The sequence below is a fragment of the Microbulbifer thermotolerans genome (assembly GCF_900112305.1).
Taxonomy (GTDB): domain Bacteria; phylum Pseudomonadota; class Gammaproteobacteria; order Pseudomonadales; family Cellvibrionaceae; genus Microbulbifer; species Microbulbifer thermotolerans.
This window is the reverse complement of record NZ_FOKT01000011.1, coordinates 22,328-36,913: the sequence shown is the minus strand read 5'-3', so window position 1 is coordinate 36,913 and position 14,586 is coordinate 22,328. Positions and strand designations below refer to the sequence as shown.

Annotated in this window: 10 protein-coding genes; all 10 read left to right on the top strand. The window is 60.8% G+C overall.

What is annotated here, in order from left to right; all coding sequences use genetic code 11:
- Positions 1-31 precede the first annotated feature (31 nt).
- The 10 genes from BM155_RS15590 to BM155_RS15545 all read left to right on the top strand — a co-directional run bounded on the left by BM155_RS15590 (position 32) and on the right by BM155_RS15545 (position 14,428).
- Positions 32-1,240, top strand: coding sequence for an efflux RND transporter periplasmic adaptor subunit (locus BM155_RS15590; protein ID WP_074904190.1), 1,209 nt, complete (start codon positions 32-34; stop codon positions 1,238-1,240).
- Positions 1,241-1,242: 2 nt separating this feature from the next.
- The gene (locus BM155_RS15585) at positions 1,243-4,380 is read left to right on the top strand and encodes an efflux RND transporter permease subunit (RefSeq protein ID WP_074904142.1); all 3,138 of its coding nucleotides are present in this window, start codon (positions 1,243-1,245) and stop codon (positions 4,378-4,380) included.
- Positions 4,381-4,583: 203 nt separating this feature from the next.
- On the top strand, positions 4,584-5,699 hold the full coding sequence (gene csm6, locus BM155_RS15580; RefSeq protein ID WP_074904187.1) for a CRISPR-associated ring nuclease Csm6: 1,116 nt from the start codon (positions 4,584-4,586) through the stop codon (positions 5,697-5,699).
- Positions 5,700-5,785: 86 nt separating this feature from the next.
- Positions 5,786-8,446: a type III-A CRISPR-associated protein Cas10/Csm1 gene (cas10, locus tag BM155_RS15575; protein WP_074904138.1), complete on the top strand. Its 2,661-nt coding sequence runs from the start codon at positions 5,786-5,788 to the stop codon at positions 8,444-8,446.
- A 14-nt stretch (positions 8,447-8,460) separates the two neighbouring features.
- Positions 8,461-8,898, top strand: coding sequence for a type III-A CRISPR-associated protein Csm2 (gene csm2, locus BM155_RS15570; protein ID WP_074904135.1), 438 nt, complete (start codon positions 8,461-8,463; stop codon positions 8,896-8,898).
- A gap of 14 nt (positions 8,899-8,912) precedes the next feature.
- Positions 8,913-9,632 (top strand): type III-A CRISPR-associated RAMP protein Csm3, encoded by a 720-nt coding sequence (gene csm3, locus BM155_RS15565; RefSeq protein ID WP_074904132.1) that lies wholly within the window; start codon positions 8,913-8,915, stop codon positions 9,630-9,632.
- A gap of 14 nt (positions 9,633-9,646) precedes the next feature.
- Positions 9,647-10,621, top strand: a complete 975-nt coding sequence (gene csm4 / locus BM155_RS15560) for a type III-A CRISPR-associated RAMP protein Csm4 (protein WP_074904129.1) — start codon at positions 9,647-9,649, stop codon at positions 10,619-10,621.
- 4 nt (positions 10,622-10,625) lie between these two features.
- Positions 10,626-12,338: a type III-A CRISPR-associated RAMP protein Csm5 gene (csm5, locus tag BM155_RS15555; RefSeq protein ID WP_074904126.1), complete on the top strand. Its 1,713-nt coding sequence runs from the start codon at positions 10,626-10,628 to the stop codon at positions 12,336-12,338.
- A complete protein-coding gene (gene cas6 / locus BM155_RS15550; RefSeq protein ID WP_074904124.1) occupies positions 12,335-13,261 on the top strand; it encodes a CRISPR system precrRNA processing endoribonuclease RAMP protein Cas6 in 927 nt (308 codons plus the stop codon). The genes csm5 and cas6 overlap by 4 nt, the downstream gene beginning before the upstream one ends.
- Positions 13,262-13,282: 21 nt before the next feature.
- Positions 13,283-14,428, top strand: a complete 1,146-nt coding sequence (locus BM155_RS15545; protein WP_074904121.1) for a Card1-like endonuclease domain-containing protein — start codon at positions 13,283-13,285, stop codon at positions 14,426-14,428.
- The last annotated feature ends 158 nt before the right edge of the window (positions 14,429-14,586 follow it).

Genomic DNA, 14,586 nt, shown 5'->3' with positions numbered 1-14,586 from the left:
AACTGTGATCCAATTCCGGGTTGAGGGTATTGTGGAAAATTCTAAGAAAAACAAGCTGCTGGTGATTGTTCTGTTGGTTGGCATCGCCGCTATTGCTTTGGTGTTGGGGCTTGCGCCGAAGCCTGAGGAAAAGGCTGCGGAGGCGACACCGCCACCAGTAGCCGATGTGCTCTACGCTGACCCCGGGCGCCAAACTCTGCTGGTGCCCAGTCAGGGTACGGTACAGGCGCGCTACGAGATCGAAGTGGTGGCCCGTGTCGGCGGTGTGATCGAGCGGGTGAGCGACGCCTTCGTGGCCGGGGGCTTCTTTGATGCCGGGGATTCGCTCTTGCAGATAGAGGCCGCTGACTACGAGCACCAACTCACCCGCACCGAGGCGCAGCTGGCCGAAGCCATTTCCGCACTGGCCCAGGAACAGGGCCGCGCCAAGCAGGCCAAGCGGGAGTGGCGCGACCTGGGGTCCCCCGCCGCCAACGAACTTTTCCTGCGCAAGCCGCAGTTGGCCGCCGCCGAGGCCGCGGTGGCTGCGGCCCGCGCCGAGCGCGATCAGGCCAAACTGGATCTGGCGCGCACAAAAGTGCTGGCGCCTTTCGCCGGTCGCGTAGTCGAGACTTATGTGGACCTGGGGCAGTACGTAGCGCCGGGCACGCGCCTGGCCAAGATTCACAGTACCGGCATCGCCGAGGTGCGCCTGCCGCTGACCGACCGCCAGTTGGCTCTGCTGGATCTGCCTTTGGGGCAGTCCGTTGAAAACGGTCCCGCGGTGCGCCTGTCCGCACAGATCGCCGGGCATGAGCGCGAGTGGCGCGGTGAGATAGTGCGCACCGAGGCGAGCATTGATCCGAACAGCCGCTTCGTTTACGCCGTTGCCCAGGTGCGCGATCCCTATAAAGGTGAGGCCCCTCTGCTGAACGGTCTTTTCGTGGAGGCGGATATCGTCGGCAAAACTTTCGACAACGTCACCCGCTTGCCGCGCCAGGCGCTGCACGAGGGCGACCATCTGCTGGTGCTCGACGCGGAAAACCGCCTGCATTTCAAAGAGGTGGAACTGCTGCAGGCGGTGGGCGAGGAAGTCTGGCTGCGCGGCGACATCGCTTCCGGCGAGAAAGTCATTGTCTCCAGCCTCGGTTATTCCCGTGAAGGCATGGTGATCACCGCCAACCCGCTGAATGAAAAACCCACCGGCCTGCCGCTCGGCGATGACGGCGGGGCCGCGGCAACTGCGCAGGAGGCGCTCTGACTATGCAGGGCATTATTGGATGGTTCGTACGCAACAGTAAGGCCGCCAACCTGCTGATGATCATGATTATCATCGGCGGTCTATTCGGTGTTCTCCATATCGGCCGCGAAGTCTTTCCCGCGATCAACCCGGGCATAGTGCGGGTGGATATCAGCTATCCCGGCGCCGGTCCGCGGGAGGTGGAACAGCAGGTCACGCTGCGGGTGGAGCAGGCCATTTCCGACGTCAAGGGCATCAAGGAGGTGAACTCCTTCTCTCGCCGCAGCCACAGCACCGTACAGGTGGAAGCGGCGGAGGGCTACGACCAGCTGCGCTTGCTTAACGATATCAAGGTGCAGGTGGATTCCATCAGTACCTTCCCGGCGGATATCGAGCGCCCGGTGGTTTCGCTGGAAGAGTGGTCGACGCAAATCATGCACATCGCCATCGGGGGGCCGGTTTCGCCGCGCCAGCTGAAGGACACGGCGTTGGATTTGCGCGATAAGCTGCTTCTCCTCCCCGGTGTGCGCCAAGTGGATGTCTGGGGGGACCGCGCCGACGAAGTCTCCATTGAAGTTTCCGAACTGGATCTGCGCCGCTACAACCTGAGCTTCGACGATGTCGCCAACGCGGTGCGCCGTTCCTCCCTGGACCTACCTGCGGGCATGGTGCGCTCCGACCGCGGTGATATTCAGGTGCAGACCCGCGGCCAGGCCTACACCGCGGATGACTTCGCGCGCATACCGCTGCTGAGCCGCGCTGACGGCACCCAGCTGCTGCTCGGTGACGTGGCGACAATCGAAGATGGCTTCGAGGAAGAGGGTTCGATAATCCGTTTCAACGGCAACCCAGCCATGAACCTGCGTGTGCTGCAGGGCGATCCGCTGGACGTGGTGGCCACCGCCGACGCCATCAAGGCGTTTATGGAAGAGGCCCGCAAACAACTGCCGCCGGGGATGGAGTTCGATATCTGGTTTGACTTCTCCAAAGCCTATGAGGGGCGCATGAACCTTTTGCTCAGCAACGCGCTGGGCGGTCTGGTGCTGGTGTTTGTGTTGCTGATGCTGTTTCTGCGCCCACTGCTCGCCATCTGGGTTACCGTGGGCATCGCCACTGCCTTTATGGGCGCCCTGTGGTTGCTGCCGGTGACCGGTGTCACCCTGAATATGCTTTCGCTGTTCGCGTTCCTGCTAATTCTGGGGATCGTCGTCGATGACGCCATCATTGTGGGCGAGGCGGTGCACGCGGCCCACGACCGGGGCATAACGGGATTGGCAGCGGCGGAGGAAGGCGTCAAGCAGGTTTCCTCGCCGGTGATATTCGCCGTGGTCTCCACCATGGTGTTCTTTATTCCCATGTTGTTCCTGCCCGGCTATACCGCGCAAATGATGCTGTCGCTGCCGGTGGTGGTACTGCTGGCACTTTCCTTCTCTCTGATCGAATCCCTGTTGATTCTGCCCGCACACCTGGTGGGCCTGAAGCCGGAGCGCAAGGCGACATCCGGTTTCGGCCACTGGCTGCAGAACCTGCGCGGCAAATTCGCCGGTGGCATGCAGACGGCCTGCGACAACTACTATATGCCGCTGCTGGGGAAATCTCTCAGCAACAGCCGCACTACAGTGATGGCCTTCCTTGTGGCACTGCTGCTGTCCTTCGCTGTGTTTAAGGGCGGTTATATCGGTTTTTCTTTCTCACCCAAGGTGCCTTCCGACTTGCTGCAGCTCACTACTGTGATGGCACCGGGCGAATCCTTTGAGGAAGCCAAACGGGTTATGGAGCAGTTCGAGCGCGCCGGCGAACAACTCGCGCAAGATGAGGAAATGCTGGCACTTAACAACGGTGAGCCGTTTGTGGCGAACACCATGGTGTTCCTGTGGCGGGGCAATGTGACGGTACTGTTGCAGCTGACCGATGGTGAACTGCGAGACGTCACTTCCGAGCAGCTGGCGCTGCGCTGGCGCGAGTATATTGGCGAGCTGCCCGCCAGTGTGGAGGAGATGAACATCTCTTCCACCATCGGCGACGACGGCGCGGGCATGAGCCTGAACCTGAGCACCGCCTCCGGCGACATGGATGAATTGCGTGTGGCGGCGGATGCGGTAAAGGCGGCACTGAACAGCTATGCCGGTGTCTACGACGTGCGCGACAACCTCACCAGTGCCCGCCGGGATATCGAAATCCAGCTCAAACCCTACGCCACTAATTTGGGAATTGGGCTGGCCGATGTGGCCAAGCAGGTGCGCCAGGGCTTTTACGGTGAAGAAGTACAGCGCATCCCCCGCGGGCGCGAAGATGTGCGCGTGATGGTGCGCTATCCCGAAGAGGAGCGTGCGAGCGAAGAACAGATAGACCGAATCCGCATCCGCACCAATCAGGGCGAAATTCCCTTCAGCGCGGTGGCGGACGCCGTCTATGTGCCCGGCTACACCACCATCCGCCGCCACGACCGCGAGCGCACCGTGCAGATCACCGCGGAATTGACGCCGGGCTCCGCCAGCGCCCACGAAATTCTCAAACAGATCCGAGAAAAAAATGTGCCCGAGTGGGAAAAACAATTCCCCGGCTTTTCTCTGAAGACCGCCGGTGAAATGCAGGAGGAGCAGGAATTCAACGGCGCCATCATCGCTTTCTTTGTGCTGTCGCTGTTCGCGATCTATGCGCTGTTGGCAATCGCTTTCCGCTCCTACTCGCAGCCGCTGCTGATTCTCACTGCGGTGCCTTTCGGCTTCTTCGGTGCCATTCTCGGCCACCTGTTGCTGGGTTACGAAATCAGCATTATGTCTATGCTCGGTTTCCTCGCCGCCGCCGGTGTTGTGGTGAACGATAACCTGGTACTAATGGATCGTATCAACCAGTTGCGCGCTGGCGGCATGGCGATTATGGATGCGGTGGTGCAGGCGGGCCGCGATCGCTTCCGCCCCATTATTCTCACCTCGCTCACCACGTTTATTGGCCTGGTGCCGATTATGTTCGAGCGCTCCATCCAGGCGCAGTTCTTGATCCCGATGGTGGTCAGCCTCGCCTTCGGCGTCCTCTGCGCCACCTTTGTGACCCTGCTGCTGGTGCCCAACCTGTACAAGGTGATCGAAGTGCTGCGTCTGAAAATGCATGGACGCAAAGGCAGTGAAACAGAACTGCCCGTTTCCCTGGAAAATTCCTGATCCCCGCCCCCTCTCCCGTTCTGGGGGAGGGGTATTTTTTTTAGCAGCTGCGGGCGTTATAGACGTCCGTGTGGACAGTTACCCTTCCGTTTAGGCAGAATCAAAAAATTGGGCAAAGATCGCAAGCTTGCGATTTCTGAAAGCGCTCATCAGGGCGTGCATAATGCGCGTGCAAAAGCAAATAGAAAAACCTGATGTACGGAATGGAACCAAAAAACTGCAAACGCCGGATTTTACTGGCGGTAAGCGGCATGTCGCCGCAGATACTCACCGAAACGCTCTATGCACTTGCCTGCGTTCAGCGCCCCGCGTTCATACCCACTGAAATTCACTTGTTAACCACCGCCAGTGGTGCCCGCAGCGCACGCCACAAGCTTCTTCATGGAGGCAATTTTGTACGCTTGTGCAAGGAATATGGGTTGGACCCGGAGCTGTTTAAAGAACAGAACATTCACTTACTTTGCGATGCGCAAGGCCAGCCTCTGGAAGACATTCGCACTGCGCGGGAAAACGAAATAGCCGCGGACCAGATTGTGGACTGGGTGCGCCGTTTCACCTCCGACCCGTGCGCCGCCCTGCACCTCTCCCTCGCGGGTGGACGAAAAACCATGGGCTACTTTGCTGGCTACGCATTGTCGCTGTTCGGCCGCGCGCAGGACCGTCTTTCTCACGTATTGGTATCGTCCGGTTACGAAAGCCACCCGGAGTTTTTCTTCCCCACCCGAGAAAGCCACCTGATAGAGGTCGGTAACGGCCGTGTATTGGATGCCCGGGACGCACGAGTGGAACTGGCGGATATCCCCTTTGTTCGATTGCGTACGGAAATTCCCCAGCCGCTGCTGGAGGGTGGTGCCGGTTTTAGTGAGACCATCCGCCATATTCAGCGTATCGATGAACCGCCCCGGCTTGAGTTGGACTTGACCTGTCGGCAGCTCCGCGCCAGTGGATTAGCGGTGGAGCTCCCCCCTATGCTATTCGCATTCTACGCGTGGATCGTTCAGCGCCACCTGAGGGACGATTCACGTCCTTGCGCTGCGGATTTGCGTGAACCTAATGGCCTGTTCGCGGATGAACTGATGACTCTGGTGCGCTCCGTTGAAGGTGAAATGGGACGCGATAGAGAATTGACTGAACGCAGTTTAAAAAACGGCATGGACAAGGCTTATTTCGAAGAGAAGAAAAGCCGCGTAAACAAAATACTCGAAAGCCAGCTGGGCAAGGCGCTGGCGCGTAACTACCAGATAACCCGTTTTGGTAAAAGGCCCAATACCAGTTACGGCCTGGCGTTGGAAAAGGAAAACATAGACTGGCGCGATTAATGCGGAAGCTGACTTACTGCGTCCACATACGCGCCCTGAATGAAGTCAGATATAAAGGAAAAAAGCACCCTCGGGAGTAACCCAATATGGAAAAACACCCGTTAGCCCAGGCCAGCGCCCGCGTGTCGCTCGCCGCCTATTTACACGACCTGGGCAAGTTCGCCGAGCGCGCTGGCATTGCCGAAGCGGAGCGCCAGGCTGACGACAGAGGTAATAGTCTGCGAGACCTGAACGTCCAGCAGTACTGTCCTCAGTTCAAAGGCCGCTACAGCCACATCCACGCCGCCTACACCGCCATCGCAATGGATCTGCTGGAAGAACATCTGCCGGATATCAAATCCGGTGACTGTTCGCCTTTCGCGTCCTGGTCCAGCGGCAGCGAACTGGCCGATGGCGACTCACTGATCAACGCCGCCGCCCGCCACCACAAACCGGAAACCTTTTTGCAGTGGGTGGTGGCCAGTGCCGACCGCCTGGCCTCCGGGTTTGAGCGCAGCGAGTTCGAGGAATACAACCGAGCGGAAGAGGGGCTGGAGAACCGCAGTCACCTGAGTGCGCGCATGGAAGTGCTGCTGGAAAAAATCCGCCTGTCGGAGCGCTCGGGCGGGCAAAAAGCCGGGAGTCACCGTTACCCGCTGCGCCCGCTTTCTCCCCAGGCACTGATGCCGGAGGGAGCGAGAGACTGCGAGCCTCAAGACAAGGCGAGCGCGCGGGCGGAATACGCCCGGCTGTGGGAACAGTTTAAAAAGGCGCTGTCCGAAAACCCCATTCCCCCTTCTCACAAAGGGGATTTGAACCTGTGGCTGGACCATTTCGACAGCCTGTGGCTCACCTTTACCCACGCCATCCCCTCCGCCACCGCGGCCAAGGTGGACGGGCGCTTTGTGCCGGTTCCCGCGGATGTCTCCCTCTACGATCACTCGCGCACCACCGCCGCTCTGGCCACCGCACTCTGGCGCTGGCACCGGGAAACCGGCCGTGAAGACAGTGCCGCAGCGGCGCGCCTGCGCGACGGTAGTGACGATGAAGAGCAAAAGTTTCTGCTCGTTCAGGGCGATATGACCGGCATCCAGGACTTTATCTTCGCCGCCGGCAGTCAGACGCAGAAATACGCCGCCAAACTGCTGCGGGGCCGCTCTTTTATGGTGTCCCTGCTCACCGAGTGCGTCGCGCTCTATCTGCTGGAAAGTCTCGGTCTGCCACCCACCAGTCAGGTCATCAACGCCGCCGGAAAATTCCTGCTGGTGGCGCCCAATACGCCGGAGACAACAGTGGCGCTGGAAGAGGCCCGTTCAGTGATCAACCGCTGGTTTATGGACCACAGTCAGGGGCGCGCCGGTCTTACTCTGACCTGGTTGCCCGCCTGCGCCGCTGACTTCCGCGGCGGTCAGGACGGTTTCCGCCGCCTTGTCGAACGCCTGTTCAAACAGCTGGAAGTAGAAAAATTCAAGCGCCTGGACCTGTGCAGCGAGGAAACCCCGGCGGTATTTGAAGGCTATCTGGAGCGCTTTGCAGACGGCGAGTGCCCCTTGGACGAATACAGTCCGGCAGAGATCTCGCATCGCGACGTTAGAATGAGCCGCCAGGCCCGCGACCAGATCCGCATCGGCGAGGCCCTGGCGAAGTACGACCGCCTGCTGGTCACCTGGGAACCAGTGAATAACCGCACCCTGGACACAGATATTTTCGGTTACCGCATCACTTTCGCCGACACCGGAGAGACGGGATCGGACCCGGTGCGCCTGTGGGATTTCTCGCTGCCCCAAGACGGAGAGGCCCCCCTCTGGAACGGCTGTGCCCGGCGCTTTATCAACGCCTATGTGCCGCGTTTTGAACTTGCCGATATCGCGGACCTGACGCGCTACGAACAGCTGGGTGAAGAACCGCCCAACCGCGACGAAATAAAAAGCCTCAACCATCTCGCCTGCGAAGACCGCCGCAAAGACAGCGAAGGCGGCAGGCAGGGAGTTACCGCGTTGCACAGCCTTAAGGGGGACGTAGACAACCTGGGCCAGATATTTCAGCGCGGACTGGAAAAACCCAGTTTTGCCAAAATGGCCGCCCTGTCCCGGCAGATGAACTTCTTCTTCGCCCTTTGGCTGCCCTGGCGCTGCCGCGAGCGATTCCGCAACAGCTACACCGTTTTCGCCGGCGGCGACGACTTCTTCCTGATCGGCCCCTGGTACAGCCAGCTGAAACTGGCTGAGGCCATGCGCAAAGACTTCGCCAACTACGTGGCCGGCAATCCGGACATCCACTTTTCCGCAGGCTTCCACTTGGGCAAACCCGGCCTGCCGGTGCGCCGCCGCGGGCAGGCCGCGGAAGAAGCCCTGGATGCGAGCAAGGCGCGGGAGGGAAAAGACAGTGTCACCTGCTATGGGGAAACCGTCAGTTGGAGCGACTTTTGCGCCCTACTGGCAGAAAGCGAAGAGCTGCGTCAATTGAAAGAGGAATTCAGTTTGAGCGGCAGCTTCGTCTACAGCCTTTTACAACTGGTGGATATGGCCGGGGAAGAAAAAGCCGGTAATCCCCGCGGTGCCCTGTGGCGTTCGCGCCTCGCATACAAGGTACAGCGTCATATCGGCGACCGCCTCCAGCGGCGGACGGACGAAACCCGGGAAGCCTTTGAAGCGCGCCGCGGGCAGTGGGTTGAAAGTCTGAACTGCAAGCTTGCGAATGCCATCAGCACCTGGCAGAGCGGTTATCGTATCGCTCTCTGCACACACCTTTACCAGTACCGGCACTAACAGAGGGGGGAGGTATGATCAAGGAAAACAGCGCGGAACCTGAAGTACAACTGCAGGCACTCACAGCGGAACTGCTCAGCACCACCGCCGACCAATGGGCGCAGATTATTGCTGATGAGGCCAAGAGCGAGGCTGATGACAACAACAGGAACGGCAAAAATAAAAGGAAAGGTAAAAAAGATATTAATAAATCCACTCAGTTGCGCCGTTTCTACGACGAAATCTGCCGGCTGCACGACAAGGGCGAGCGGGACTTCGAGCGCAGACTGCCGTTTGTGCACATGATCCTGTCCAAGGTGGCCTACGCCAAAAGCCGTGATTTGGTGGGCGAGAAATTTTATCAATTAATGCAGACCTGTCTTCGCCAAGTGGAGAACTGGCAGACCTTCGACAATTTCAAACACTTTATGGAAGCCTTTATGGGCTTTTACAGAATGTACCGGCCGCAATAGGGAGGAGAGGCATCGTGAAACTGCAAAAAATTATCGACGTTAAAGGCAAGATCCAACTGCTCTCCGGTCTGCATATCGGCGGCGGCGATGAAGAAATGCATATCGGCGGCACCGACAACCCGGTAATCAAGAATCCGCACACCAATAAGCCCTATATTCCCGGCAGCAGCCTCAAAGGCAAGCTGCGCAGCCTGCTGGAGTGGCGCCTGGGACTGGTGGGCATCAGCGGCGGCAAACCCTTCGGGCTGAGCCACCTGGAAAGAGCCCCCAAGCGCGAACCGGCGCTGGCACTGCTGCAGCTGTTCGGCGTCTCCGGTGGCGACAAGCTCACCGAAGAAGAAGCCGAACAATACGGCCTGGGCTTCACCCGCCTGGCGTTTCGCGACTGCGAGCCCTGCGCCGAGTGGCTGGCCGCTGTCGAGAACAGAAACCTGCCCCTCACTGAAACCAAATACGAAAACTGCATCAACCGCATCAGCGGCACCGCCGAAAATCCGCGCAACTTCGAGCGGGTGCCCGCCGGCGCCGAATTCGACTTCAGCCTCAGTCTGCGCCTGCTGGAAGGAGACGACGAAGCGCGGCTCACCAATCTGCTGCTCACCGGCCTGCGCCTGCTGGAACTGGATGCCCTTGGCGGTTCCGGTTCGCGGGGCTATGGGAGAGTGCGATTTGTTCTCGAGGGGCAGCTGCAGCAACAACTTGAAGTCCTGGACCCCTTCGGTGAAACCGCTTGAACAGGAGACCGGTTATGCAAAGCTGGCGATTCCGCATCCGCCCGCTGTCCGCCTTCGCCACCCCGCTGCGCGGCGACACCCTCTTCGGTCAGCTCTGCTGGGCGCTGCGCCTGGCGAACGGGGAAGAGGCGCTGGTACGACAGCTTGAGGGTTATACCCAGGGCGCACCTTTTTGCGTGCTCTCCGACGCCTTTCCGGCCGGCTATCTGCCGCGCCCGCAGCTGCCCCTCTTCGCCCTGAGCGCGGACACTGAAGACACAGCGCCGGAAAAACGCAAACAGTACAAAAACCGCCTGTGGCTGCCCCTGGAAAAATTCCAGCAGCCGGTGGAAGAGTGGCTGCACCACTGTGTCAGCGCCTCCGATATCGCCGGCCGCGCCGCCTGGCAGAAAGCCCGGGCCCGCGTGCACAACACCATCAACCGCCGCACCGGCACCACCGGCGAAGGAGCATTTGCTCCCTACACAGTCGAGGAGCAGTGGTACAACCCCGGCGCGCAACTGGATATCTACGCCCTGGTGGACGAAAGCCGCTTCAGCGGTGAAATGCTGGAGCAGCTGCTGCGAAATATTGGGGACAGCGGCTATGGCAAAGATGCCGGCATCGGCCGCGGGCGCTTTCACCTGGAACTGTCAGAGCTGTACCAGTTGCCCGAACAGGGGGACAGCGACACCTGGATGGCGCTGGCACCCTGCGCGCCCCAGGGACTGGGCTACAAGCCGGAGGCGAGTTACTGGAAACCCTTCACCCGCTACGGGCGCCACGGCGCCCTGGCTGCAGTGAGCGGGCACCCCTTCAAAAACCCGGTACTGCTTGCCGATACCGGCAGTGTATTTGCACCGGGCGCCGGGCCGGTCCAGCCCCTGGGGCGGGGGCTGGGCGGCGACGGGCGCCTTTCCGTTGCCGTTGCGGATTCGGTGCACCAGGGCTATGCGCCGGCGGTGGGGCTCAACCTGCGGCGGGTGCGGGCGCGCATTGAAAGGAGTTAGGGCCATGAAACAAAGCGCGGAGTTTCTCGCCGGCCACCAGCTGGTTTTCAGCACCCTGGGGCCGCTGCATATCGGCTGCGGTATCGACTACGAGCCCACCAACTATGTGATGGATGGGGAGACACTGTTCGGGTTCGATATCGAAGATCTGGATGCGGTACTGACTGAAAAGGACCGGAACAAGTTGAGCACTATTGTCCTCGGTCCAAGCGCAGGTGCTGGCGGAGTCGGCACCCCTTCCTCCGGGTCCAACCATGGTGATCACGGCTATAAGGCCCTGCTGAGTCTGCGCCGGTTTATTTACAAGAGGCGCGAACTGCTGCTGGCCCGCGCCCGTCATATAGTATCAGTGGCTCCCCAGGTGGCGGAGGAATACCACGAGGGTATCGGCCGGGTGGCCCAGGTGAAATCCGAGAAAAATGTGCTGAACCAATTTCACTTGCAGCGCACCTGTTTCAATCCCCACAGCCAGGAGCCGCTGCTGCCCGGTTCCAGTGTCAAAGGCGCCATCCGCACGGGGGTGCTTAACGGCCTCAACGGGGGAAAGCGCAGAAAAGTATTAAAAAGTTCCCGCTTGGAGAGGGAACTGCTCGGCGGCGGTTTTCAATCTGACCCCATGCGCATGGTCAAAATCGGCGACGGCCAGTGGCAGAAAAGCAGCGACAACCCCGGCCCGCGGATTATTTATGACCACAACCTGTACAAAAAGCCTCACAAGGCGGACAAGAAAACCAGAGCCGAGGGAAAATCCAATCTTCGGGTGATGCGCGAAGTGCTGCCGGCCATGGCCAGCCGCTTGTTCCGCGCCCCACTGTCTCTGCTGCGGGCCGCGCCGGAACTGGGCGACGGGCAGCCGAAAAATACGCTGGCCCTCGCCGATATAGTGCGCCACTGCAACCGCTTTTACCGCGAACAGTGGGAGCGGGAAATGGACATACTGCTTAAGCTGGGCTGTCTCGATCCCCGCTGGCAGCGGCTTGTGGAAGAACTGTTCCGCGGCGAGCTGGGCGAACTGCTGGATGAGGGGCGCGCACTCTTGCTGCGGGTGGGCCGTCACTCCGGCGCCGAGTGCGTCACCATAGAGGGCGTCCGCAGTATCAGAATTATGGGCAAGAAAATTGAGGGGTCGCGTTACGAGTCAGAAGCCACCACCCTCTGGCTGGCCGGCGAGCGGGAAGACGCCCGCGAGAGCCTGATACCTTTCGGCTGGCTGGTTGCGGAAATCGACCCGGAGCCGGAGGATCTCCGCAGCCGCGCGCTGGCGGAAAAGCTGCGCGACTACAACCGCGATCTGTGCCGCCGGGAAGCGGAGCGGCGCGCGGACATAGAACGAAAGCGCGCAGCGGCGGAGGAAGAATTGCGCGAGCGGCAGCGCAAAGAGGAAGAGGCGCGCCGCGAAAGAGAGCGCCAGGAGCGGGAAGCGCGCGAGCGGGAGGCGCGCCTGGCCGCCCTGCCCCCCGAGCGCCGCGCCATGCAGGAATACCGCGATATGCTGGAACAGGAAAAACAGCGCTTCCCGCAGCCGCGCCAGACCGGCCTCGGCAGCCCGGTGGGGCAGGCCCTGGCGCAGCTGGTGAACCGGGCGCAGAGCTGGGACGGGGAACTCAGGGAAGAACTGCGCGAGCTGGTGGACAAAGCCTTCGAGTACCTGAAAGTGAACCGCAAGAAAAAGGGCGCCGGCAGAGACCTGTGGAAAAAACTGGGGGACGGCCAATGAGCGCGGAAATCGGCCTGCCCCTGTGCCGCTACCGTTTGCAGGTGCGGGCGGAAGACGCCCTGCAGCTGCCGCCCTATGCCGGCTCCATGCTGCGCGGCGCCTTCGGCCACGCCCTGCGCCGCCTCGCCTGCATGACCAAAAGGCGCGACTGCAACGGCTGCCCGCTGCAGGACACCTGCCCCTATGCGCAGCTGTTCGAGGCGCCGCCCGTATCCGGCCACAGCCTGCAGAAATTCAGCCGCATGCCCAACCCCTATGTGATAGAGCCGCCCCTGGGCCTGCGCACTGTGGAAGCCGGGCGGACATTTGATTTTCACCTGGTGCTGATCGGCCGCGCCCTGCACCAGCTGCCCCTGGTGGTACTGGCCTGGGAGCGCGCCCTGGCGCGGGGGCTGGGGGTGGCGCGCAAGCGCTGCCGCCTGCTCGCCGTCTACCCGGAAGGGGAAACAGAGCCGATATACCGGCCGGGAGAGGAAAGCCTGCGCCGGCACCCGCCGGTGAAGCCGCGGGCAGTGGCGGCCTCCAGTGTGGAGCTGGAATTTCTCACGCCCCTGCGGCTGCAGAACAACGGCCGCCCCCTGGGCGCCGAAGCGCTCAGCCCCCGCGCGCTGTTAATGGCGCTGGCCCGGCGCCACCAACTGCTGTGCGACAGCAATCTGCAACAGCCGCCGCAGACGGACTTCCCCGCGCTCGCCCGCGCGGCGGAAACCATTGATATGCACAGCCAGCTGCGCTGGTATGACTGGAAGCGCTACTCCAACCGCCAGCAGAGGAAAATGGCCCTCGGCGGTCTGGTAGGGCGCATTCGCCTGAGCGGCGATTTGGCCCCTTTTTCGCAGCTGCTGGCACTGGGCCAGTGGCTGCACCTGGGAAAAAATGCCACCTTCGGACTCGGCCACTATCGGCTGTCGGCAACCGCATAACACAAAAAGGAGGAAACCCCCATGGCCCGCGAAGTGCATTTTTGTCTGCTCTCGGAACAGCCCAGCCCCAATATCTGCCCGCTGCTGGACAGCCGCCTGAAGCCCGATGAGGTGGTATTTGTCGTCAGTCCCCAGCAGCGCCACCGGATCAGCTGGCTGAAAGATATTCTTCAGCCGACGGGTATTGCCGTGAGCGAACTGGCCATTGAAGACGCCTTCGACTACGCGGGGATACAGGAGAAGCTGGACAGCGAAATCGCGCAGCGCAGAGAAAAGGGAGAAAAAGTCCTGGTCAACGCCACCGGCGGCACCAAGCCAATGTCCATCGCCGCCTATATGGCCGGCTATCAGCAGGAGGTGCCGGTTTTCTATGTGCACAACGACCGCGTCCACTGGCTGGAGCAGGGCGGCCGCGATGAGAAGCTCTTTGATATCGAAGACCGGCTGAAGCTGAAACAGTTCTTCCTCGCCCACGGCTATGACCTGACAGAGGCAAAATCCCCACAGGTCAAGCCCGGGCACCGGGAACTGTTTCTGGAGTGGATTGGTAAAGGCAGCTATGCCGAGTCTATCCGCACCCTCAACTGGCTGGCACACCGGGCGGCGCAGCACCCGGAGCTGATCGCGGAGCTGAACCCGGCGCAGCAAAATGACCAGAAGCTGCAAGCCATGTTCGACAAACTGGGACAGGAGGGCCTGCTGCTGCCGGAGCGCAGCCGGGTGCGCTTCAGCAGCGAGGAGGCCCGCGCTCTGTGCAACGGACTCTGGCTGGAGGACCACTGCCTGCTGGAGGCGAAGGAAGTGCGCAAAAAACTGCCGCGCCTGCAGGACCTGGGCCGGGGGCTAACCCTTGTGTCCCGCCGGGAAGGCGTGAAAAACGAACTGGACCTGGCGCTGCTGTACGACAACCGCCTGCATATTATCGAGTGCAAAACCCGCCACTACAATGCGGAGGAGGAAGACGCGGCCGAAGCCCTCTACAAGCTCGCCACCCTGGTGCGTCAGCTGGGCGGCATCCGCGCCCGCGCCATGCTGGTGAGCCATTACCTGCTGAACAAAGCGGACCGCCGCCGCGCGGAGGTACTCGATATACAAGTGGTAGACGGGCGGAACGTCAGGGATTTCCGCAGCCGGCTGTGTCAGTGGCTGGGTGTTGACACCGTTTAAGGTGGAGAGGGCGGCTAGAGTGCGAAAATTTGTTTAAATTTCATACAACTTTTCTGGGAGAGACCGTCTTGCCAAGCCCCCTTTGTAACTTATTGAAAATAAAGGGAAAATTGATGGGGGTCGTTTGAAAGATGCCCTGATTTGAAAGGGATTAAGAC

Excerpts from the sequence above, each read along its gene's own strand:
- csm2 (WP_074904135.1), top strand. The coding sequence starts at position 8,461 with ATGATCAAGGAAAACAGCGCGGAACCTGAAGTACAACTGCAGGCACTC.
- csm6 (WP_074904187.1), top strand. The coding sequence starts at position 4,584 with ATGGAACCAAAAAACTGCAAACGCCGGATTTTACTGGCGGTAAGCGGC.
- cas6 (WP_074904124.1), top strand. The coding sequence starts at position 12,335 with ATGAGCGCGGAAATCGGCCTGCCCCTGTGCCGCTACCGTTTGCAGGTG.
- BM155_RS15545 (WP_074904121.1), top strand. The coding sequence starts at position 13,283 with ATGGCCCGCGAAGTGCATTTTTGTCTGCTCTCGGAACAGCCCAGCCCC.
- BM155_RS15585 (WP_074904142.1), top strand. The coding sequence starts at position 1,243 with ATGCAGGGCATTATTGGATGGTTCGTACGCAACAGTAAGGCCGCCAAC.
- cas10 (WP_074904138.1), top strand. The coding sequence starts at position 5,786 with ATGGAAAAACACCCGTTAGCCCAGGCCAGCGCCCGCGTGTCGCTCGCC.
- csm5 (WP_074904126.1), top strand. The coding sequence starts at position 10,626 with ATGAAACAAAGCGCGGAGTTTCTCGCCGGCCACCAGCTGGTTTTCAGC.
- csm4 (WP_074904129.1), top strand. The coding sequence starts at position 9,647 with ATGCAAAGCTGGCGATTCCGCATCCGCCCGCTGTCCGCCTTCGCCACC.